We start from the raw sequence: 21,827 nt of genomic DNA, 5'->3' as shown, positions 1-21,827 counted from the left end.
ATTACCTGCCCTTAACTTTGCTGCCCTTACCCATGAGCCCTTCATACTGACGGGAGATCATGTAGGATTCAATTTTACCCATGAAGTCCATTGCAACACCGACAACGATGAGCAGTGCGGTTCCACCGAAGTAGAAAGGCACGTTGAACTGGGCGATAAGAATCATAGGCAGTACGCAGATAGCTGCAACGTACAGAGATCCCCAGAGAGTGATCCTGGTCAGAACGCGATCAATGTATTCACGGGTTCTGTTACCGGGACGGATACCGGGGATAAAACCACCCTGCTTCTGAATATTCTCAGCAATTCCTTTAGGATCAAACATGATCGCAGTGTAGAAATAGCAAAAGAAAATGATCAGGGCGATGTATACTACGTTATATACTATGGAAGACGGAGCGAAGTACGCAGAGAACTTGGAAAGAATCTCGTTATTGGAGAAGCTTGCCAAGGTTGCGGGGAACATCAGGATTGAAGAAGCGAAAATAGGGGGAATAACACCAGCAGTGTTGATTCGCAGGGGCAGATGTGTGGTCTGTCCGCCCATCATTTTGCGTCCCATCATGCGCTTGGCATAATGTATTGGAATCCTGCGCTGTCCGCGCTCCATATATACGATAAAAGCGAGAATGGCGACCATGAATGCCATAACAAACAAGAGCAGGAAGAGAGTAATTTCTCCAGCCTGCATCAGTCTGACAGTATTGAAAATAGCAGACGGAAGGCCTGCAACAATACCGGCAAAAATGATCATAGAGATACCGTTACCGATGCCTTTCTCGGTCATTTGCTCACCGAGCCACATCAGGAAAACAGTACCTGCTGTCAGAGTCAGAATGGTGATGCCTCTAAAGGCCCATCCTGCATGCAGTACAACAGGAGCACCGGTAGGACTGGTCATACTTTCCAGCCCGACTGCGATGCCGAAACCCTGAACTAATGTAATCAGCACAGTGCCGTATCTGGTGTACTGGGTAATCTTCTTGCGTCCCTGAGCCCCTTCTTCCTGAAGCCGTTTAATGGTGGGACTAACCACACCTAGAAGTTGAACGATAATAGACGCGGAGATATAGGGCATGATCCCTAACGCGAATATGGACAAGTTACGCAACCCGCCGCCTGAGAACATGTCAAAAAGGCCGAAGAGAGTGTTAGAAACACTCTCAAAAAAATCGGCCAATGCTGAGCTGTCTACGCCCGGGACCGGGATGTGAATCCCGATCCGGTAGACAGCCAGAAGAAGAAAAGTCCAGAAGAGCTTTTTCTTCAGTTCCGGCAGTCGGGAAAGATTATCAACTCCAGACAATGCCACGTTTTATCCTTCCAGGGCTTTGGCAGTACCACCTGCCTTTGTGATCTTTTCAGTCGCAGATGCGCTGAAGCGGTGAGCTTCGATGGTAACAGCAGCACTTACTTCACCCATGCCGAGTACTTTTACGAGAGCACCTTTTTTGCAAAGGCCTCTTTCGTAAATGTCTTCGAGAGAGATTTCAGTTCTGCCTTCGAAAGCACCAAGAATCTGACCAACGTTGAGAGCTACGTACTCTTCGCGGAAAGGATTCTTGAAACCGCGCTTAGGCAGACGACGAGCCAAAGGCATCTGACCACCTTCAAACCAGGCGGGGACACCGCCGCCGGAGCGGGCGTTCTGACCCTTGTGACCCTTACCGGAGGTTCCACCCCAGCCGGATCCGCCACCGCGACCTACGCGCTTGCGATTTTTACGTTCCTCTTGGAACGGATATATTTCGTGCAGCCTCATGATTCAGATACCTCCACAAGGTGCTCAACTTTTTTGATCATCCCTCTTACGATGGGAGTATCTTCAAAGCTCTTTTCCTGCCTGATCTTACGCAGTCCCAGCGCCTTGATAGTAGCACGCTGTTTGGGATTGCAGCCGATCATGCTGCGAACGAGTTTTACCTTAAGCATAACTATGTCCTCCTACTTTCTGGGAGTCACAACTTTCTTCCCGCGGAGCTGACCAACTTCATCAGCGCTACGCAGGGAAGCAAGTCCGGCGATAGTCGCGCGAAGGACGTTATGCGGGTTGTTGGTGCCGATAGCCTTGGTAAGGATATCGTGTACGCCTACAACTTCAAGTACCGCACGCACAGGACCACCGGCGATGATACCGGTACCCTTGGATGCGGGCTTGAGCATTACGCGTCCTGCACCGTAACGGCCGAGGACTTCATAAGGAAGAGTACCGTCCAGAAGAGGTACGGAGATCATTTCCTTACGGGCTTTCTCTGAAGCTTTACGAATAGCTTCAGGTACTTCGTTAGCCTTACCAAGTCCGAAACCGACCTGACCTTTACCGTCACCTACCACAACCAGGGCACTGAAGGAAAACCTTCTACCGCCCTTCACGACTTTTGCGACTCGGTTGAGGTAAACGATTTTTTCAATCAGACCCAGATCATTCTGTTCCATGGATATTCCCATAAGTTTAGAATTTCAGGCCACCCTCACGAGCGCCGTCTGCCAGGGCCTTAACCCTGCCGTGATAGATATAACCGCTGCGGTCGAAAACAACAGTTTCGATCTTCAGTTCCTTAGCCTTAGCAGCAATGTCTTTACCGACTTTAGCTGCAGTCTCGCAGGTGAGCTTGAGAGCTTCACCATCTTTAGCGAGTGCTTTGGAAGATGATGCGGTCACGGTTTTGCCAATCAGATCATCTACGAGCTGAGCGTAGATGTGCTTATTTGAACGGAATACAACAAGACGCGGGCGAGCTGCAGTACCGCTGATTTTCTTGCGGATGCGGATCTTTTTACGCTGTCTTGCCTGTTCTTTAGTCATTTTCATGGCTATACCCTACTATTTACCGGACTTACCGGCTTTACGTCTGATCTGTTCATCAATGTACTTGATGCCTTTGCCTTTGTAAGGCTCCGGCGGGCGTACACGACGAAGCTGCGCTGCAACTTCACCAACCAGCTGCTTGTCTACGCCGCTGATGGTGAGTTTGGTGTTGCCTTCTGCGCTTGCTTCGATTCCAGCAGGCAGTTCATAGTTAACGGGGTGGGAGAAACCAACGTTAAGAACGATGTTCTTGCCCTGTACGTTAACCTTGTAACCAACACCGACAACTTCCAATGTTTTGGAGAAGCCTTTGGAGACTCCTTCAATGCAGTTGGCAAGCAGAGAACGGTGCAGGCCGTGCTGAGCACGTTCCTGACGGGAATCGCCAGACCTCTTCACCTCGACCGCATTATCAGCAACAGTGAAGCTGACCATGGGGTGTACCGGGGTGGTGATGGTGCCTTTGGGGCCCTTAACGGAAACCACGTCAGCACCAACAGTTACTTCCACTCCGGAAGGTATATCAATAGGTTTTTTTCCAATTCTGGACATAATAAAACCTCTCTACCAGATTTCGCACAAGAGTTCGCCGCCAACGTTAAGCTCTTTAGCTTTAACGCCGTCAACTACGCCCTTTGAAGTGGAAAGTATGCAAATCCCGAGTCCATTGAGGACAGAGGGAATATCTTCAACGCCTACAAACACGCGACGACCGGGTGTGCTGATTTTCTTCATGCCGCTAATCAGGGCTTTTCCATCAACATACTTAAGGGTGACGTTAATTTCATTGTCTTCAGAAGTGAAGTCAGTGATGTAACCTTCATCCTTGAGAATCCCGGCGATAGCTGTTTTGATTTTGGACCCGGGAATGGACACGGACTTGTGATAAGCACCGTGAGCATTACGAATGCGGGTCAGCATATCGGCGATAGGATCGACAACAGGCATTTTAAACTCCTTATATTACCAGCTGGCTTTACGCACGCCGGGAAGTTCACCCGCAAGGGCCTTTTCCCTGAAGCAGATACGGCAGATACCGTATTTGCGCAGGAATGCACGAGGACGACCGCAGATGGGGCATCTGTTATATTCGCGCACTTTGAACTTAGGCTTACGTTTCGCCTTAACTTTTAAAGCTGTCCTGGCCAAAACGATATCCTCCTATTTCTTGAAGGGCATACCAAGAAGCTCGAGGAGCATCTTGCCTTCTTTATCAGTTTTAGCGGAGGTGACGATAGTCACGTTCATCCCTTTGGTGATCTCGATTTTATCGAGCTGAATCTCAGGAAAGATAGTCAGTTCCTTGATTCCGAGGGTGAAGTTGCCGCGTCCATCGAAGCCTTTGTCAGGAATACCGCGGAAGTCGCGTACACGAGGAAGTGCAAAGCTGATCAGCTTGTCCAGGAAGTCCCACATGAGATCTCTGCGAAGAGTTACACGGGAACCTACAGGCATTCCTTCGCGCAGCTTAAAAGCTGCAATTGACTTTTTCGCTCTGGTGACTACTGCGCGCTGACCAGCAATTGCGGTCAGTTCTTCAACAGCACCGTCGATGAGCTTAGCGTTCTGGCTTGCTTCACCGAGTCCGATGTTAAGAGAGATTGCCTTGATACCGGGAATCTCCATCGAGCTCTTGTACCCGAACTCTTTGTTCAGAGCCGGGGCGACCTTGTCCGTATATATTTTTTCGAGACGTGTCATCGCAAAACCCTAGTCGATGATTTCGTTACATTTTTTACAAAAACGGATGTTCTTTCCGTCTTCGGTCTCACGTACGCCAACGCGGGTTGCTTTTGTGCAAGCGGGGCACACAACCTGGATGTTGGAGATGTGAACAGGGGCTTCTTTCTCAACGATACCGCCGGGCTGGTTAGCATAAGGGTTCGGCTTGGTGTGCCTGGAAACCATATTAACCTGCTCTACGAGGACAGTGTCCTTCTTGCGGTTGATCTTGAGGACCTTACCGATCTTCCCCTTATCCTTGCCGGCGATGACCATTACTTTGTCATCAACATGTATCTTGTTCATGCCGTTTACCTTCTTGTGATAAGGATTACAGAACCTCAGGTGCCAGAGAAACGATCTTCATGAAGCCTGCGCCTCTGAGTTCTCTAGCCACGGGACCGAAAATACGAGTCCCTACCGGGTCCATGGAGTTGTTCAGAAGAACGGCAGAGTTATTGTCGAACTTGATGTAAGAACCGTCAGGACGACCAATTTCTTTCTTGGTACGAACAACGACAGCTTTCATCACAGCGCCCTTCTTCACTTTGGAATGGGGCATCGCTTCCTTAACGGAAACCACAATAATGTCTCCGACACTGGCGTAGCGTCTCTTGGAGCCACCAAGTACCTTGATGCAAGATACTTTTTTGGCACCAGAGTTATCTGCTACGTCAAGTTTAGATTCTACCTGAATCATAGCTAATACCCCTAAACTGCTTTTTCCAGAATTTTATCGAGATGCCACCTTTTGCGCCGGCTAAGGGGGCGGAATTCAACAATCTGTACCTTATCGCCGATACCGCACTCGTTGGACGGATCATGTGCCATGAATTTGGTGTGGCGACGGATGTATTTTTTATACAGGGAATGCTTAACGAGGGTCTCGCAACGCACAACAATAGTTTTGTCGGCTTTGTCAGAGACAACCACGCCGGTCAGCACGCGCCTGTTTCCTTTCAGATTAAGCTCTGCCATGGCTTATGCTCCCAGTTCCTTTTCACGCTGCACGGTGAGGATCTTTGCGATGTCTTTTTTAACATCGGACAGTCTCTGGGTGTTTTCCAGCTGTGCAGTAGCATGCTGGAAACGAAGGTTGAAAAGCTCCTGACGAGCTTCTGCAAGCTTCTCATTCAGAGCAGCGTTGTCGAGTTCACGAAGTTCTTTGGCTTTCATTTTACAATCCCTCCTTGACTACGATGGTAGTTTTAACAGGAAGCTTGTGAGATGCACGGACCAGAGCTTCTCTGGCCAGTTCAATATCAACGCCCTTCACTTCGTAGAGAATGCGACCGGGTTTAACCGGAGCAACCCAACCAACCGGGGAACCTTTACCTTTACCCTGTCTGACTTCAGCAGGCTTGGCAGTGATGGGCATGTCAGGGAAAACCCTGATCCATACCTGACCGCCACGCTTGATGTGACGCATGATAGCGACACGAGCTGCTTCAATCTGGTTGTTGGTAAGTTTTCCGTGTTCCAGAGTCTTAATCGCGATATCGCCGAAAGCGATGCTGGAGCCGCGCTGAGCTTTACCTTTCAGGCGACCTTTCTGACGCTTACGGAATTTAACTTTCTTAGGTGATAGCATTACTGTTCCACCTCGTGGTCGAGAATTTCACCTTTGAAGATCCAGACCTTGATGCCGATGACACCGTAGGTGGTGTTAGCACGTGCTACACCGTAGTCGATGTCAGCTCTGAGAGTCTGAAGGGGCACACGACCATCGCGGTACCATTCGGTACGTGCGATTTCAGCACCGGCAAGACGACCGGCACATGCCACTTTGATACCCTCTGCGCCGAACTTGCGAGCGAGGCCCACAATGCGCTTCATAGCGCGGCGGAAAGCCACACGGCGCTCAAGCTGCTGAGCAATGTTCTCAGCAACGAGCTGCGCGTCGGTTTCGGGACGGCGGATTTCGCTAACTTCAAGAGCGAATTCTTTATTGAATTTTCTACGAAGGTCTTCACGAAGTTTTTCAATCTCAACACCTTTACGACCGATGATGATACCGGGACGTGCAGTGTGGATGATCAGACGGATTTTGCCGCCAGCACGCTCAATCTCAATTTTGGAGACGCCTGCGTGGAAGATCTTCTCTTTTACATATTTACGAATGCTGTCGTCTTCGTAGACGAAAGCGGGATAGTCCTTACTGGAGAACCATCTGGAAAGCCAGTTCTTGGTGTATCCAAGTCTGAAGCCGTATGGATGTACTTTCTGACCCATGACACTACCCTACATTTCTTTTACTACGACGGTTATATGGCTGGTGCGCTTGCGAATGCGATACGCACGACCCATAGCCCTGGGCTGAATTCTCTTCCAGGTAGGACCTTCGTCAACTTTGACGATGTCTACGCAGAGAGAGTCAACATCCACTCCGGGAATCTGCTCGGCGTTAGCCACTGCAGAGTAAAGCACTTTACTGAGCATTTCAGCACCCTTTTTGGGAGTGAACTTCAGGATGTTGAGGGCTTCCTCAACCGGCTTTCCCTTGATGTTTTCCGCTACCAAGCGCACTTTCCTAGGAGAAATGCGCATATATTTTGCAATAGCTCTTGCTTCCATTGCTCAACACCTTCTAGCGTTTGGCCTTGCTTTTCTTATCTGCAGCGTGGCCGTAGTAGGTACGGGTGGGAGAAAATTCGCCCAGCTTGTGTCCTACCATGTTTTCGGTCACGAATACAGGAATAAACTTACGGCCATTATGTACTGCGAAGGTCAAACCTACCATTTCGGGAATGATAGTGGAGCGACGGGACCAGGTCTGGATAACCTTGCGGTCACCTGATTCCTGAGCTTTTACGACCTTTTTAAGCAGATGATCGTCAATAAACGGGCCTTTTTTCAGTGATCTTGGCATTACAGTCTCCTACCTCTGCCCGCGGCGTTTAACGATGAGCTTGGAAGAAGGTTTCTTCTTACTGCGGGTCTTGTATCCCTTAGCAGGCATACCCCAAGGAGAAACGGGGTGTCTACCACCGGAACTGCGACCTTCACCACCACCGAGGGGGTGATCGATCGGGTTCATGGCAACACCACGAACTTTAGGTCTGCGACCCAGCCAGCGGTTACGGCCGGCTTTACCGAGGGTAATGTTTTCGTGGTGGATGTTACCAACCTGACCTACGGTTGCGCAGCAGGTAGCGAGCACCTTGCGGACTTCACCGGAAGGCATGCGCAGAAGAGCATATTTGCCTTCTTTCGCGATGAGCTGTGCGTAGGTACCGGCAGCGCGGCAGAACTGGCCACCTTTGCCGGGATACAATTCGATATTGTGAACGATAGTACCAACAGGGATATTCTTCAGAAGGAGAGCGTTACCGGGTTTGATGTCGGCTTTCTCACCAGCGAGAATCTTATCACCCTTATTCAGTCCAACAGGACAAAGGATGTAGCGCTTTTCACCGTCTGCGTAGTGCAGCAGAGCGATGCGTGCGGATCTGTTGGGATCATATTCGATTGAAGCAACAGTCGCGGGTACTTCTACTTTGTTACGTTTGAAGTCGATGATACGGTAAAGACGTTTAACGCCACCGCCACGACGACGGGAAGTAACCCGTCCGTTATTGTTTCTACCGGCCTTCTTGGTCAGACCCTTGGTAAGGGACTTTTCCGGAGTAGACTTGGTAATCTCCTCAAAGGTGGAGATAGTCTGGAACCGGCGACCCGGGGAGGTCGGCTTCAGTTTACGAGTAGCCATCTCTTAAACTCCTTCGAAGAATTCGATTTTTTCGCCTTCGGAAAGCTTTACGTAAGCTTTCTTGTAGCCGGACAATTTGCCGACAACACGGCCGAACTTTCTGCGAAGACCGGGTCTTTTACGTACGATACGTACGGAATCAACCTTTACGTCAAAAGCAGATTCAACTGCTTTTTTGACTTCAGTCTTATTGGCAGAAGGCAGCACGTAGAAGGCAACCTGATTGGCTGCTTCCTTAATGTCAGTAGCCTTTTCCGATATTACCGGTTTGATAAGAATCTGAGTATAGTCCATGACTATTTTAACCTCTCCTGCAGATCCTGTGCTGCGTTCTCAAGCATTACCAGCTGACGAGCTTTCAGAATGTCATAAACATTCAGCTGATCGGCAGTGATAAGCTTAATGCCGGGGATGTTCCTCGCAGAAAGGAGGAGTTTGTTATCTGCGTCCTTAACAACGACCAAGGCTTTTTCGAGACCCAGAGCTTCAGCAACTTCAACGAAGAGCTTAGTCTTGATTTCGGGAAGGTCGATGTTCTTCACAACCATCATCTTTTCTTCGCTGAGTCTGGAAGTGAGAGCCATCTTGAGAGCAAGACGGCGGACCTTTTTATTAACCTTGAAGGAGTAGTCGCGGGGCTGGGGACCAAAAGTGGTTCCACCACCACGCCACAGGGGTGAACGTGTGGAACCTGCACGAGCACGACCGGTGCCTTTCTGGCGCCAAGGCTTTGCGCCACCGCCGCGTTTCATACCACGAGTTTTAGTGGCATGAGTACCCTGGCGTTTGGCTGCAAGCTGGGAACGTACTACGAGATGCAGGATTTCAGGCTTGACCGGAACTTCGAAAACTTCCGGAGCAAGATCCATGCTCCCGACTTCCTTTTTAGTTTGATCATATATAGTAATGGTAGCCATTTTTTTATTCCTCTAGCTGGTCTTGCGGATCATAACGAGACCGTTCTTAGGACCGGGAACCTGTCCCTTTACCACGAGAACGTTTTCGTCTGCACGAACGTCTACGATTTCAATGTTGGAAACAGTAACGCGCTCGTTACCCATCTGACCGGGCATTTTTTTGCCTTTGAATACTTTGCCAGGGAAAGTAGCGTGGCCGATGGAACCAGGAGAACGGTGTACCTTTTCAGCACCGTGAGATGCACGGGAACCAGCAAAGTTCCAGCGCTTCATTACACCCTGGAAACCTTTACCCTTGGAGGTGCCGGTAACTTTTACCTTTTCACCTGCGGCAAAGATGTCCACGGAGATTTCCTGGCCCAGTTCGTAGTCAGCTACAGACTCAAGGGGGAACTCACGAAGGTGACGGAAGTAGCCTTTTCCAGCTTTTTCCTGATGACCTTTCGCGGGCTTGTTAACCTTGCGCTCGGGAAGAGCGTCGTAGCCGATCTGGATGGCGTTGTAGCCTTCCTTCTCTTCGGTCTTAACCTGCATAACAGGACAAGGACCTACTTCGAGAACAGTGACGGGCACAACAGAACCATCGTCAGCGAAGACGCGGGTCATGCCCAGTTTTTTACCGAGTAAACCGATAGTTTTTGCCATGTTGAAGCCCTCCCTTACAGCTTGATTTCAACGTCAACACCAGCGGGCAGGCTGAGCTTGCCGAGTGCGTCAACGGTCTGCTGGGTGGGTTCAAGAATGTCAAGCAGACGCTTGTGGATTCTCATCTCAAACTGCTCACGAGACTTTTTGTCTACGTGCACAGAACGCTGAATGGTAGTACGGCTGATCTGTGTGGGCAGCGGGATGGGTCCTGCGATAGCAGCGCCGGTATTGCGGGCAGTATCCACAATCTCGGTAACTGCTTTATCAAGGATACGATAGTCGTATGCCTTGAGCTTGATCCTAATACGATCACTAGTCATAGAAACCATGTTAATTTCTCCTAAATGAATTCAGAGACGGCCTTTTACGTGCAACGGTAAGAAGGATCGTGAGGTGAGTCCTTCCTGGCCTGGTATGGTCGTCCAGTCAGCATGCCGGACCTTATACCCTATCTCTGTGGTTTCACGGGGTGGTTCCCGTAAAAAAGAACCTCCCGAACTCTATGGGTCCGGGAGGTATAGTGCTTTTTCAGCGTTGCTGTCAAGCGTATTTCAGATAAAAATTAAATTTAAATTAATTTTTATTGATCAGCTCTTCAGCGATAGAAGCGGGAACAGGCTCGTAATGGTCGAACTGCATGGTGAAAGTAGCACGTCCCTGAGTCTTGGAGCGGAGGTCGGTTGCGTAACCGAACATTTCGCTCAAGGGAACGTCACACTTGATAACCTGTGCGTTAGCGCGGGAATCCATGCTGCCGATACGGCCACGGCGACCGTTAAGGTCACCCATGACGTCGCCGAGGTACTCTTCAGGAGTAACAACTTCAACAGCCATGATGGGCTCCAGCAACTGGGGAGCAGCTTTCTTAACCGCATCCTTCAGTGCCATAGAACCAGCGATGTAGAATGCCTGCTCAGAGGAGTCAACATCATGGTAGGAACCGAAGGTCAGGGTTGCCTTGATGTCTACGAGCGGGAAGCCGGCGATAACACCATTCTTCATTGCATCGTGGATACCACGGTCAACTGCGGGAATGTATTCCTTGGGAATTACGCCGCCCTTAATTTCGTCTTTGAATTCGTATTCGCTTTCTTTGTTGGGCTCGATGGTAACGACAACGTGACCATACTGACCGCGACCACCAGACTGCTTAGCGTATTTGAGATCAGACTCAACAGCTTTGGTGATGGTTTCACGGTAAGCAACACGAGGAGCACCAACATTCGCGTTAACGTTGAACTCGCGCAGAAGGCGGTCAACAATAACTTCGAGATGGAGTTCACCCATACCGGAGATCAAAGTCTGGCCAGTTTCCTCGTCACCTTTAACGCGGAAAGAGGGATCTTCTTTAGCAAGCTTAGCAAGGCCCTGGCTGAGCAGATCGCGGTCAGCTTTGGTCTTGGGTTCGATTGCTACTTCGATAACAGGTTCGGGAATATCGAGAGATTCAAGAACAACTGCGTTCTTCTGTTCGCAGAGGGTGTCACCGGTAGCCATGTTCTTAAGACCAACAGCTGCAACGATGTCACCAGCGTATGCTTCCTTGATTTCTTCACGTTTGTTAGCGTGCATCTTCAGCAGACGACCGATACGCTCTTTTTTACCGGTTGCGCCGTTGATGAAAGTAGCACCGGATTCAATTTTACCGGAGTACAGGCGCAGGAAGGTAAGGTGACCAACGAAGGGGTCGGTCATGAGCTTGAAAGACAGAGCTGCGAGAGGCAGATTGTCGTCACAGGGACACTCGATCTGCTTGTCAGTGCCGGGTTCGGTACCAACGATAGCAGCGATATCCATGGGAGAAGGAAGATAGTCTACAACAGCGTCAAGCAGGGGCTGAACACCTTTGTTCTTGAATGCGGTACCGCAAAGAACGGGGCAGATGGTCAGGTTGATGGTAGCTGCGCGGATACCCTTGATGATTTCTTCGGGGGAAAGTTCTTCACCACCGAGGTACTTATCGAGGAGTTCTTCGTCTTCTTCTGCGATAGCTTCGATCAGTTCGAGGCGCATGGCTTCGTACTGGTCCATCAGATCAGCAGGGATTTCCTCTACAGAGTAGTCCTTACCCATGTCGTCGGTGTAGATAAAAGCCTTACCAGTGATAAGGTCAACTGCACCCTGATATTCGTCTTCAGCTCCGATAGGAATCTGAAGAGGAACAGCTTTAGCGCCAAGACGGTCCTTGAGCATTTCTACACAGCGGAAGAAGTCTGCTCCGATACGGTCCATCTTGTTAACGAAAGCCATACGGGGAACTTTATATCTGTCAGCCTGACGCCATACGGTTTCAGACTGAGGCTCAACACCGGCTACTGCGTCGAAAACGGCTACTGCGCCGTCAAGTACGCGCAGTGCACGCTCAACTTCCATGGTGAAGTCAACGTGACCGGGAGTATCAATAATGTTAATGCGGTGATCTTTCCACATACAGGTGGTAGCAGCACTGGTAATGGTAATGCCGCGTTCCTGTTCCTGGACCATCCAGTCCATGGTAGCTTCGCCATCATGAACTTCACCGATTTTATGAGAAACACCAGTATAGAAAAGAATGCGCTCAGTAGTGGTAGTCTTACCCGCATCAATGTGGGCCATAATACCAATGTTACGCTGTTTATCTCTAGCAACCTTTCTAGCCACTTTGTACTCCGATTACCAACGGTAGTGAGCAAAAGCCTTGTTGGCTTCGGCCATACGATGGGTGTCTTCCTTTTTCTTCACTGCTCCGCCACGCTTGTTGTAAGCATCGAGGAACTCACCGCTAAGACGTGCAACCATGCCCTTCTCGCCTCTGGAGCGAGCAAAGTTGATCAGCCATCTGATAGCCAGGGAAACCTGACGATCGGGACGAACTTCAACAGGGACCTGGTAAGTAGCACCACCAACACGGCGGGACTTAACTTCCACGTGAGGCTTAACGTTTTCCACTGCCTTTTCAAAAGCCTTGATAGGATCTTCCTGGGTTTTGTCACCGAGGAATTCAAGAGCTTGATAGAATATATTTTCAGACACACTCTTCTTACCATCGTACATGAGTCTGTTCATGAACTTGGTAGCGAGCTGAGAACCGTATACCGGATCGGGAAGAATTTGTCTTTTGGGTACCGGACCTTTACGAGGCATATTGGTATACTCCTTGGAATTTAATGCTATTTAGGACGCTTTGCGCCGTACTTGGAACGACCCTGACGACGATCTGCAACACCAGCGGTGTCGAGGGAGCCGCGAACGATGTGGTAACGAACACCAGGTAAGTCTTTTACACGACCACCACGGATGAGTACCACGGAGTGTTCCTGAAGGTTATGACCTTCACCACCGATGTATGCAGTAACTTCGATGGCATTAGTCAGACGCACACGAGCGACCTTACGCAGTGCGGAGTTAGGCTTCTTAGGGGTGGTGGTGTACACGCGAGTGCATACGCCACGGCGCTGGGGGCAGGCCTGAAGCGCAGGAGTCTTCTTACGCTTGAGCTGCTTTTCACGCCCTTTTCTTATAAGCTGATTGATGGTTGGCATGAACCCTCCAAATTAAGTTTAATTACAAAGACCGACGCAGTTAGACTAATATTTCACAATTTGTCAAGACAAATTGTGAAATATTTGCTCCGTTGTCACTCAAGTCAGGCTGCAACCACCTGCTCTTCGGACCGGTACTGCGTACTGGCGCCGGCACTATCTTTCGTTAACGAGCAGCGGTTCTTCTTCCAGTTCCTCGAGGAACTTATCTGCACGTTCGGGCTGATCAGGTACGATAATATCCGTACGTGCATACTTACGGAAACCGGTACCAGCCGGAATCAGTCGACCAACGATGACGTTTTCTTTCAAGCCGCGCAGGTAGTCCTTTTTGCCGCAGAGAGAAGACTCGGTAAGAACCTTGGTAGTCTCCTGGAATGAAGCCGCGGAAATAAAGGAGGCGGTTGAAAGTGAAGCCTGGGTAATACCGAGAACATGAGTCTGAGCGGTAGCAGGCTTAAGTCCATTAGCGACAGCATCCTGGTTGGTTTCCATGAAGCGCTGCTTGTCCACCTGTTCGCCCACAAGAAAATGGGTCTCACCGGGATCAACGATGCTGACCTTCTTGAGCATCTGGCGGACAATAACTTCGATGTGCTTATCGTTAATTCCAACACCCTGGAAACGGTAAACGTCCTGAATTTCCTCAACAAGGAAACGTGCGAGGTATTTCTCGCCTTTTACTTTGAGGATATCGTGCAGTTCGGGCAGACCTTCTGTCATCAGGTCACCGGCTTCTACGAAGTCGCCTTCCTGCGCAGTGATATGACGGCCTTTGGGCACGAGGTATTCTTTGGTTTCACCTACTTCAGGGGTAACAACAATTTTGCGCTTGCCTTTGGATTCAGGTCCATAGGAGACCACACCATCAATCTCCGAAATGATTCCAAGTTCCTTTGGTTTACGCACTTCGAACAGCTCCGCAACTCGGGGAAGACCACCAACGATGTCTTTGGTCTTAGAAGTTTCGCGAAGCTTACGAGCGATAATCTCACCAGCATTGACGACATTACCGTCTTTAACCATCAAAATCGCGCCAACCGGCAGCGGGTAAACCGCTTTCAGTGTGGATCCGGGGCGAGTCAGAGGTTCTCCGTCTTCGCCGCAGATGGACATTGAAGGTTTAAAGTTTGTGGTACGGTATTCCTGGATTGTGTAGGTAGCCTGTCCTGTGGCTTCGTCAACACGTTCCTGGAAAGTTTTACCTTCAACAAGGTCGGTAAACTTAACAGTACCTGTTACTTCTGTGATGAAAGGTTCTGCAAGCGGATCCCACTCGGCCAGCATGGTTCCTTGTGTGATCTGCTGCCCTTCCTCAACAAAAAGTTTAGCACCAAGAGGCAGAACGTATTTTTCACGTTCTCTGCCCTGCTCGTCCACGATACCAATCTGGCAACTCTTACCGAGTACCATCTGATGGCCATCAGCGTTACGGACGGAGCGCATACGGTTCAGAACAACGGAACCGTTATGCTGTGCTTCAAAAGAAGACTGCTGAATTTCACGGGATGCGGTACCACCAATGTGGAAGGTACGCATTGTCAGCTGTGTTCCCGGTTCACCGATGGACTGTGCTGCGATGATACCTACGGTTTCACCTACGTTTACAACGTGTCCTCTTGCAAGGTCACGACCATAACACATAGCGCAGATACCGTGCTTAGCACGACAGGTCAACGGAGAACGAACAGTCATGGAGTTGATACCGTTTTCATCAATAATCTTCGCAGCTGCTTCATCGATAAGAGAATCAGCAGGAACGAGGATCTCACCGGTATCTTCCTTAACTACATCATAAATGGTCACACGGCCGAGAACTTTTTCGGACAGTCTTTCCTTGATTTCGCCACCTTTGATGTAGTGGGTCAACTCAAGGCCATCAACTGTGCGGCAATCGTGTTCGGCAATGGTTACATCCTGAACAACGTCAACAAGTCGACGGGTCAGGTAACCGGAGTTCGCTGTTTTCAGCGCAGTATCCGCGAGACCTTTACGAGCACCGTGAGTAGAAATAAAGTACTGAAGAACGGAGAGACCTTCACGGAAAGATGAAGTAATCGGAGTTTCGATAATTTCACCGGAAGGTTTCGCCATCAGACCACGCATACCAGCGAGCTGACGCATCTGGTCCTGGTTACCACGAGCACCGGAGTGAGCCATCATGAAGACCGGGTTGAAGGAGGAGTTGGTTTCCTGCTTACCGGTCTTGGGGTCGACCATGATGTCAGTAGACATCTCGTTGGTCATTTCGGCTGATACGTCGTTGGTTACTTTGGTCCAAACGTCGACAACCTTGTTGTACTTTTCAGTACGGGTGATGATACCTTCACGGTACTGTGCTTCAATGTTTTCAACCTCTGCGTATGCAGTATCAAGCAATCCAGCCTTAGCAGCAGGAATGGTCAGGTCTTTAACACCGATGGTAACAGCTGCACGGGTTGCGTGCTCGTAACCGAGGTCTTTAAGGCGGTCACAAAGAATAACTGTAGCCTTGCTGCCTGCAGAGCGGTAAGCGCTGGAAACGAGCTTGGCGATGTTTTTCTTGGTCATGACCACGTTTGCGAACTCGAAGCCCATGCCTTCAGGAAGAAGCTCACCCACAAGAATACGTCCGGGAGTGGTTTCTACCAGTTCGCCTTCAATGCGAACCTTGATACGGGCATGCATGCTGACCACTTTAGCGTCCAGAGCGGCAATAACTTCCCACGGAGCGGTGAAGATCATGCCTTCCCCTTTAGAGAAAGAACGTTCAACAGTCAGATAGTAAAGACCGAGAACGATATCCTGAGAGGGGTTGATGATGGGCTGTCCGTTAGCAGGGGACAGGATGTTGTTGGAAGACATCATCAGAACACGACACTCAATCTGTGCTTCAACAGAAAGAGGTACGTGAACAGCCATCTGGTCACCGTCAAAGTCAGCGTTGTATGCAGAACATACAAGCGGATGCAGCTGGATAGCCTTACCTTCAACCAGAGACGGTTCAAAGGACTGGATACCAAGACGGTGAAGGGTCGGTGCACGGTTGAGCATGATCGGGTATTCGCGAACTACGTCATCGAGGATATCCCATACGACGAGGTCTTCACGTTCAACCATCTTCTTAGCGCTTTTGATGGTTGTTGCGATTTCACGGCGCTCAAGTTCTGCATAAATAAAAGGCTTAAACAGCTCCAGAGCCATCTTCTTGGGAAGACCGCACTGGTGAAGTTTCAGCTTGGGACCCACAACAATTACGGAACGACCGGAGTAGTCAACACGTTTACCGAGCAGGTTCTGACGGAAACGACCCTGCTTACCCTTAATCATGTCGGAAAGGGATTTCAGGGGACGGCCGTTGGTACCGGTAATTGCGCGACCGCGGCGACCGTTGTCGAACAATGCGTCAACGGATTCCTGCAGCATGCGCTTTTCGTTGCGGATAATAATGTCAGGAGCACCAAGTTCAATAAGGCGCTTCAGACGGTTGTTCCTGTTAATGACGCGACGGTAGAGGTCGTTAAGATCGGAAGTTGCAAAACGTCCGCCATCAAGAGGAACCAGAGGACGCAGCTCGGGAGGAATGACCGGAATTACATCCATGATCATCCACTGGCAGTCATTACCGGACTCGAGAAAAGCTTCAACGATCTTAAGACGCTTGGTCAGCTTTTTCTTTTTGGTCTGGCTGCGGGTGGTCAGGGACTCTTCGCGGAGTTCATGCCTGAGTGCGGGCATATCGATCTGAGCCAGAAGACCTTTGATGGTCTCAGCGCCCATACCCACTTCAATGGCTTCTTCGCCATAGTGGTCGATTACCTGAAAATACTGATCTTCAGAGATGATCTGATACTGCTTGAGCGGGGTTTCACCCGGATCAAGAACGATATATGAATCAAAGTACAGAACCTTCTCAAGATCGGCCATAGTGATATCAAGCAGTGTGCCGATTTTGGAAGGAAGGGTTTTCAAAAACCAGATATGGGCAACAGGAGCTGCAAGCTCAATGTGGCCCATGCGTTCACGTCTGACTTTGGAAGCGATAACTTCAACACCGCATTTTTCACATACGATGCCGCGGTGTTTCATGCGCTTGTACTTACCGCAGTTACACTCGTAGTCTTTTACGGGTCCGAAAATTTTAGCGCAGAAAAGACCATCTCTTTCCGGCTTGAAAGTCCTGTAGTTGATGGTCTCGGGCTTCTTAACTTCACCGAAAGACCACTCGCGGATCTTTTCGGGAGAAGCAATGGAAATCTGAATACCTTTGAGGCCGCGCCCTGCGAGGCCTGCACCGGATGTTCTACGCATAGTGAACAGTTCGTCCAGACTCATTAATATACCCCTTACATGAAAAGGTTTATTTCATCGCGGGGGCCTCGTGGGCCCCCGCGTTCATTATTTCTTGTCGGCAGTCTCTTCGACTTCATCCTGAAGCAGGTTAACATCAAGGCCGAGGGACATAAGTTCCTTGACCAGAACGTTAAAGGATTCAGGCAGGCCGGCTTCAAGGAAGTTATCTCCCTTGACGATCTTTTCGTACATCTTAACACGACCGGTAACGTCATCTGATTTGACGGTCAGGAATTCCTGAAGCAGGTAGGCTGCGCCGTATGCTTCAAGAGCCCATACTTCCATCTCACCGAGACGCTGACCACCAAACTGAGCCTTACCGCCGAGAGGCTGCTGGGTAACCAGCGAGTAAGGACCGGTGGAGCGAGCGTGAATCTTTTCATCAACAAGGTGATGCAGCTTGAGGATGTACATTACACCGACGGTTACACGGTTGTGGAAAGGATCACCGGTACGTCCGTCGTAAAGGGTAACTTTACCGTCATCCCCGATTCCGGTCTTGCCAACCAGATCCCAGATTTCTTCTTCAGTCGCACCGTCGAAGACTGGGGTTTTGGTGACAATACCCTCACGGGCTTTGTTGACTGCCAGTCTGAATTCTTCATCATCCAGTGAATCAATCAGTTCGTAGACATCTTCAGATTCGAAGGTATCTTTAATTTCCTGACGGATAACGCCGAGGGCTTCACCGGTATCAAGCATTGCTGCGAACTTCTGACCGAGAGCAAGAGCTGCCCAACCAAGGTGAGTTTCCATGATCTGACCGATGTTCATACGTGAAGGAACACCAAGCGGGTTCAGTACGATGTCCATAGGGGTACCGTTGTCGAAGAACGGCATATCCTGTTCAGGCAGAATGTTGGAGACAACACCCTTGTTACCGTGACGACCGGCCATTTTGTCACCTACGCTAAGCTTACGCTTAACAGCGATGTAGACTTTGACCATCTTGATTACGCCCGGAGGCAAATCATCACCTTCGGTAACTTTTTCGCGTTTCACATCATAAATGCCTTTGATGATGCGAATCTGCTTGTCGTATTCAGCGAGCAGCTGTTTGACTGCTTCGTTGGTTTCTTTATCTGCAAAGAGTCCGCCCAACTTCTTAAGGGGTACTTCTGCAAGGATTTCATCAGTGATGATGTGTCCTGCTTCAGCAAGTACCTCACCCTTCTTGCGACCCATGAGGGTCTGGGCGATCTGCTTGTTAGCGACCACATCCGCGATTTTGACGCGGGTTTTGTTGGTCAGGGACTCGATGTGCTTGCTTTCTTTCATATCATGTTTAGCAAGCTCGAAATCCTCAATATTGCGGGTACGGTCGTCTTTCTCACCGGAACGGCGGTTGAAGACCTTAACGTCGACTACGGTACCTTCAATTCCCGGCGGAACCTTGAGGGATGTGTTTTTCACATCGCGTGCTTTATCACCGAAGATTGCACGGAGCAATTTTTCTTCGGGAGTAAGCTGGGTTTCACCTTTAGGAGTGATCTTACCGACGAGAATATCGTCAGGAGCGATGCGAGCGCCAAGACGAATAATACCGCATTCGTCGAGGTTGCGAAGCATTTCTTCACTCACGTTGGGAATATCGCGGGTAACTTCTTCGGGTCCAAGCTTGGTGTCACGAGCGACAAGTTCGAATTCCTCAATATGAACTGAGGTGAACACATCTTCCTTAACAACACGCTCGGAAATGAGGATGGAGTCCTCAAAGTTATATCCGCACCAGGGCATAAAAGCTACGAGCAAGTTCTTACCAAGAGCGAGCTCACCGTCTTTGATACCGGGACCGTCAGCGAGGACATCGCCTTTCTTGACAGGAGTTCCGATAGGCAGACGAGGACGCTGACCGTAGCAGGAGTTCTGGTTTGATTTGTGCCACTTCTGGAGTTCGTAGTGCTTTACACCGCCGGTATCAGGATAAACACCGTCATCGTAACGAACAACGAGACGCTCAGCATCAACGTAGTCGATAACACCGTCGTTCTCAGCGAGAACACAACTACCGGAGTCCTGTGCAACGTTTGCTTCCATGCCGGTACCAACCAGAGGCTGGGAAGTTTTCAGCAACGGAACAGCCTGACGCTGCATGTTGGAACCCATGAGTGCGCGGTTCGCATCATCATGCTCCAGGAAAGGAATCAGCGCAGCAGAAACAGAAACTGTCTGACTGGGGCTGATGTCCATGAGTGTTGCATCTTCACGGGGGTGCATTGATACATCACCGTTAAGACGACAGGTTACCAGCGGGTTGGTAAATGATCCTTTTTCGTCAATGGGAGCGTTAGCCTGTGCGACTACATGTCCTACTTCGCGAGTAGCATCATAATATAAAATCTCGTCGGTCATGGTGGAGTCTTTGATTGTCCGGTAAGGACTTTCAATGAAACCGAAATCGTTGACCTTAGAGTAAGTTGTCAGAGAAACAATAAGACCGATGTTCGGACCTTCAGGAGTTTCAATAGGACAAATACGTCCGTAATGAGAAACGTGAACATCTCGAACTTCGAAGCCTGCACGCTCACGAGTCAGACCACCGGGTCCCAGCGCGGAAAGTCTGCGCTTGTGGGTAACTTCAGAAAGCGGGTTGGTCTGGTCCATGAACTGAGAAAGCTGAGAAGTACCAAAGAATTCCTTAAGTACTGCAGCAACCGGTTTGGGGTTGATCAGGTCATGAGGCATGAGGGTCGCCACTTCCTGGAGGCTCATGCGCTCCTTGATGGCTCTTTCCATGCGAACAAGACCGATGCGGTACTGGTTTTCAACCAGTTCACCAACCGGACGGACACGTCTGTTACCGAGGTTATCGATATCGTCAGCGGGACCGTGGCTATCCTTGAGTTTGCAAAGAACCTTAACCGCGGTGAGGATATCCTCATTGGTCAGGGTGCGCAGTTCAAGGGGAGTCTCGATGTTGAGACGTGCGTTCAGCTTATAACGACCAACGCTGGAGAGATCATAGTAATCAGAGCTGCGGAACAGGTTTTCAAAGAAGTTCGCAGCAATCTCAGCGGTAGGCGGAGAGCTCGGGCGCAATCTGCGGTAAATTTCAATCTGTGCGGACTCAACATCAGTTGTTTTGTCCAGCATCATAGAATCGCGCAGTGCGGAAGAAACGTCAGCACCCTGAGTATGCAGGACCTTGACATCTTTGAGGCCAACTTCCTGAATACGTTCAAAGATCTCTTCAGTGATCTCGTCAGCGGCTTCAGCAATAACTTCACCTGTGTCGGGGTCAGTAATATCATTGAAAGCAAACTGGCCTACGAGAGACTTAGGATCTACTTCAATATATTCTACACCGCCACGTACAAGCTTTTTCCAGCCGAACTTAGTGATCTGTTTATCACGGGCAACAATAACTTTGCCGTCTTCAAGGCAGAGATCAACCCATGCGTTTTCTTTGCGGTACTGATTTTCAACGACTTTGCGACGCACAATGTGACGATCGATCTGGTACTCTTCCACATCATAGTAGTAGTCGAGAATATCCTGCTTGGAGAGGCCCATGGCCTTGAGCAGAACAGTCGCAGGCATTTTGCGGCGACGGTCGATACGCACATAAAGAATGTCTTTGTGGTCGAAGTCAAAATCCAGCCAAGAACCGCGCATAGGAATAATGCGGCAACTGTAAAGAACCTTACGGCTGGTATGAGTTTTACCGGAATCGTGTTCGAAGATAATACCGGGGGAACGCTGAAGCTGGTTAACGATAACGCGTTCAGTACCATTTATAATGAAAGTCCCCTGCTCACTCATGAGCGGCACGGTTCCGAAGTAGATATCCTGCTCTTTAATGTCGCGGATAGTTCTGCTTTCAGTCTCTTCATCAACGTCAAAGACTACCAAACGAACCTTGATACGGATAGGAGCTTCATAAGTAAGCCCCTTGGAGATACACTCGTCCATATCGTATTTAGGCTCGCCGATGTCGTAGCTGACATATTCGAGGCTAGCAGTTTTGTTGAAATCCTCAATCGGAAAAACCGAACGAAAAACCCCTTCAAGGCCAACGTCCGCCCGGCTTGCGGGGGCTACGCCTTCCTGAAGGAATTTTTTGAAGGAATCCACCTGCAGTTCGAGCAGGTGGGGAATCGGCAGAGTGACTTTGATCTTTCCAAATATTTTTCTGAGCTGACCCATCGTATCCTCAATCAAGTGAGAAG

General features: G+C 49.7%; 27 protein-coding genes. All 27 read right to left on the bottom strand.

The annotated features are described in order from the left end of the window. Window position 1: 1 nt before the first annotated feature. The 27 genes from secY to rpoB all read right to left on the bottom strand — a co-directional run bounded on the left by secY (window position 2) and on the right by rpoB (window position 21,804). Window positions 2-1,312 carry a preprotein translocase subunit SecY gene (gene secY / locus DESAL_RS06070; RefSeq protein WP_015851086.1) on the bottom strand — a complete coding sequence of 437 codons (1,311 nt, stop codon included), beginning with the start codon at window positions 1,310-1,312 and terminating at the stop codon, window positions 2-4. Between the two features lie 3 nt (window positions 1,313-1,315). Beyond that, window positions 1,316-1,762, bottom strand: a complete 447-nt coding sequence (gene rplO, locus DESAL_RS06065; protein WP_015851085.1) for a 50S ribosomal protein L15 — start codon at window positions 1,760-1,762, stop codon at window positions 1,316-1,318. Continuing rightward, complete coding sequence (gene rpmD / locus DESAL_RS06060; protein ID WP_015851084.1) at window positions 1,759-1,932, bottom strand: 50S ribosomal protein L30; 174 nt, start codon at window positions 1,930-1,932, stop codon at window positions 1,759-1,761. Before rpmD ends, rplO begins: the two co-directional genes overlap by 4 nt. A gap of 12 nt (window positions 1,933-1,944) precedes the next feature. Further along, window positions 1,945-2,436, bottom strand: coding sequence for a 30S ribosomal protein S5 (gene rpsE / locus DESAL_RS06055; protein ID WP_015851083.1), 492 nt, complete (start codon window positions 2,434-2,436; stop codon window positions 1,945-1,947). Between the two features lie 16 nt (window positions 2,437-2,452). Continuing rightward, on the bottom strand, window positions 2,453-2,812 hold the full coding sequence (gene rplR, locus DESAL_RS06050) for a 50S ribosomal protein L18 (protein ID WP_015851082.1): 360 nt from the start codon (window positions 2,810-2,812) through the stop codon (window positions 2,453-2,455). Window positions 2,813-2,824: 12 nt separating this feature from the next. Further along, complete coding sequence (rplF, locus tag DESAL_RS06045; RefSeq protein WP_015851081.1) at window positions 2,825-3,361, bottom strand: 50S ribosomal protein L6; 537 nt, start codon at window positions 3,359-3,361, stop codon at window positions 2,825-2,827. Between the two features lie 12 nt (window positions 3,362-3,373). Beyond that, window positions 3,374-3,757, bottom strand: coding sequence for a 30S ribosomal protein S8 (gene rpsH / locus DESAL_RS06040; RefSeq protein ID WP_015851080.1), 384 nt, complete (start codon window positions 3,755-3,757; stop codon window positions 3,374-3,376). A 15-nt stretch (window positions 3,758-3,772) separates the two neighbouring features. After that, window positions 3,773-3,958 carry a type Z 30S ribosomal protein S14 gene (locus DESAL_RS06035; RefSeq protein ID WP_015337847.1) on the bottom strand — a complete coding sequence of 62 codons (186 nt, stop codon included), beginning with the start codon at window positions 3,956-3,958 and terminating at the stop codon, window positions 3,773-3,775. 12 nt (window positions 3,959-3,970) lie between these two features. Further along, entirely contained in the window at window positions 3,971-4,510 is a 540-nt protein-coding gene (gene rplE, locus DESAL_RS06030; RefSeq protein WP_015851079.1) for a 50S ribosomal protein L5, read from the bottom strand. A gap of 9 nt (window positions 4,511-4,519) precedes the next feature. Further along, window positions 4,520-4,837: a 50S ribosomal protein L24 gene (gene rplX, locus DESAL_RS06025; protein ID WP_015851078.1), complete on the bottom strand. Its 318-nt coding sequence runs from the start codon at window positions 4,835-4,837 to the stop codon at window positions 4,520-4,522. A gap of 25 nt (window positions 4,838-4,862) precedes the next feature. Beyond that, entirely contained in the window at window positions 4,863-5,231 is a 369-nt protein-coding gene (gene rplN, locus DESAL_RS06020; protein ID WP_015851077.1) for a 50S ribosomal protein L14, read from the bottom strand. Window positions 5,232-5,242: 11 nt separating this feature from the next. Next, entirely contained in the window at window positions 5,243-5,509 is a 267-nt protein-coding gene (gene rpsQ, locus DESAL_RS06015; RefSeq protein ID WP_015851076.1) for a 30S ribosomal protein S17, read from the bottom strand. A 3-nt stretch (window positions 5,510-5,512) separates the two neighbouring features. Further along, window positions 5,513-5,707: a 50S ribosomal protein L29 gene (gene rpmC, locus DESAL_RS06010; RefSeq protein WP_015851075.1), complete on the bottom strand. Its 195-nt coding sequence runs from the start codon at window positions 5,705-5,707 to the stop codon at window positions 5,513-5,515. A 1-nt stretch (window position 5,708) separates the two neighbouring features. Beyond that, window positions 5,709-6,122 carry a 50S ribosomal protein L16 gene (rplP, locus tag DESAL_RS06005; protein WP_015851074.1) on the bottom strand — a complete coding sequence of 138 codons (414 nt, stop codon included), beginning with the start codon at window positions 6,120-6,122 and terminating at the stop codon, window positions 5,709-5,711. Then, window positions 6,122-6,763, bottom strand: a complete 642-nt coding sequence (gene rpsC, locus DESAL_RS06000; RefSeq protein ID WP_015851073.1) for a 30S ribosomal protein S3 — start codon at window positions 6,761-6,763, stop codon at window positions 6,122-6,124. Before rpsC ends, rplP begins: the two co-directional genes overlap by 1 nt. Window positions 6,764-6,772: 9 nt before the next feature. Next, on the bottom strand, window positions 6,773-7,105 hold the full coding sequence (gene rplV / locus DESAL_RS05995; protein WP_015851072.1) for a 50S ribosomal protein L22: 333 nt from the start codon (window positions 7,103-7,105) through the stop codon (window positions 6,773-6,775). A 13-nt stretch (window positions 7,106-7,118) separates the two neighbouring features. Continuing rightward, window positions 7,119-7,400: a 30S ribosomal protein S19 gene (gene rpsS, locus DESAL_RS05990; protein WP_015851071.1), complete on the bottom strand. Its 282-nt coding sequence runs from the start codon at window positions 7,398-7,400 to the stop codon at window positions 7,119-7,121. 9 nt (window positions 7,401-7,409) lie between these two features. Beyond that, complete coding sequence (gene rplB / locus DESAL_RS05985) at window positions 7,410-8,240, bottom strand: 50S ribosomal protein L2 (RefSeq protein WP_015851070.1); 831 nt, start codon at window positions 8,238-8,240, stop codon at window positions 7,410-7,412. A gap of 3 nt (window positions 8,241-8,243) precedes the next feature. Then, entirely contained in the window at window positions 8,244-8,534 is a 291-nt protein-coding gene (gene rplW / locus DESAL_RS05980; RefSeq protein WP_015851069.1) for a 50S ribosomal protein L23, read from the bottom strand. A gap of 2 nt (window positions 8,535-8,536) precedes the next feature. Beyond that, the gene (rplD, locus tag DESAL_RS05975) at window positions 8,537-9,157 is read right to left on the bottom strand and encodes a 50S ribosomal protein L4 (protein ID WP_015851068.1); all 621 of its coding nucleotides are present in this window, start codon (window positions 9,155-9,157) and stop codon (window positions 8,537-8,539) included. 12 nt (window positions 9,158-9,169) lie between these two features. Continuing rightward, window positions 9,170-9,802 carry a 50S ribosomal protein L3 gene (gene rplC, locus DESAL_RS05970; protein WP_015851067.1) on the bottom strand — a complete coding sequence of 211 codons (633 nt, stop codon included), beginning with the start codon at window positions 9,800-9,802 and terminating at the stop codon, window positions 9,170-9,172. Between the two features lie 14 nt (window positions 9,803-9,816). Beyond that, window positions 9,817-10,134: a 30S ribosomal protein S10 gene (rpsJ, locus tag DESAL_RS05965; RefSeq protein ID WP_015851066.1), complete on the bottom strand. Its 318-nt coding sequence runs from the start codon at window positions 10,132-10,134 to the stop codon at window positions 9,817-9,819. 244 nt (window positions 10,135-10,378) lie between these two features. After that, window positions 10,379-12,445 (bottom strand): elongation factor G, encoded by a 2,067-nt coding sequence (gene fusA / locus DESAL_RS05960; RefSeq protein ID WP_015851065.1) that lies wholly within the window; start codon window positions 12,443-12,445, stop codon window positions 10,379-10,381. A 12-nt stretch (window positions 12,446-12,457) separates the two neighbouring features. Next, window positions 12,458-12,928 (bottom strand): 30S ribosomal protein S7, encoded by a 471-nt coding sequence (gene rpsG / locus DESAL_RS05955; protein ID WP_015851064.1) that lies wholly within the window; start codon window positions 12,926-12,928, stop codon window positions 12,458-12,460. Window positions 12,929-12,954: 26 nt separating this feature from the next. After that, window positions 12,955-13,326: a 30S ribosomal protein S12 gene (rpsL, locus tag DESAL_RS05950; RefSeq protein ID WP_015851063.1), complete on the bottom strand. Its 372-nt coding sequence runs from the start codon at window positions 13,324-13,326 to the stop codon at window positions 12,955-12,957. Between the two features lie 156 nt (window positions 13,327-13,482). After that, complete coding sequence (gene rpoC, locus DESAL_RS05945) at window positions 13,483-17,616, bottom strand: DNA-directed RNA polymerase subunit beta' (protein ID WP_425357286.1); 4,134 nt, start codon at window positions 17,614-17,616, stop codon at window positions 13,483-13,485. A gap of 87 nt (window positions 17,617-17,703) precedes the next feature. Further along, the gene (gene rpoB, locus DESAL_RS05940) at window positions 17,704-21,804 is read right to left on the bottom strand and encodes a DNA-directed RNA polymerase subunit beta (protein WP_015851061.1); all 4,101 of its coding nucleotides are present in this window, start codon (window positions 21,802-21,804) and stop codon (window positions 17,704-17,706) included. Window positions 21,805-21,827 lie beyond the last annotated feature (23 nt).

This window comes from Maridesulfovibrio salexigens DSM 2638 (assembly GCF_000023445.1).
GTDB lineage: Bacteria > Desulfobacterota > Desulfovibrionia > Desulfovibrionales > Desulfovibrionaceae > Maridesulfovibrio > Maridesulfovibrio salexigens.
The sequence above is the reverse complement of the archived record's forward strand: the minus strand, read 5'-3'. Positions and strand labels throughout refer to the sequence as shown.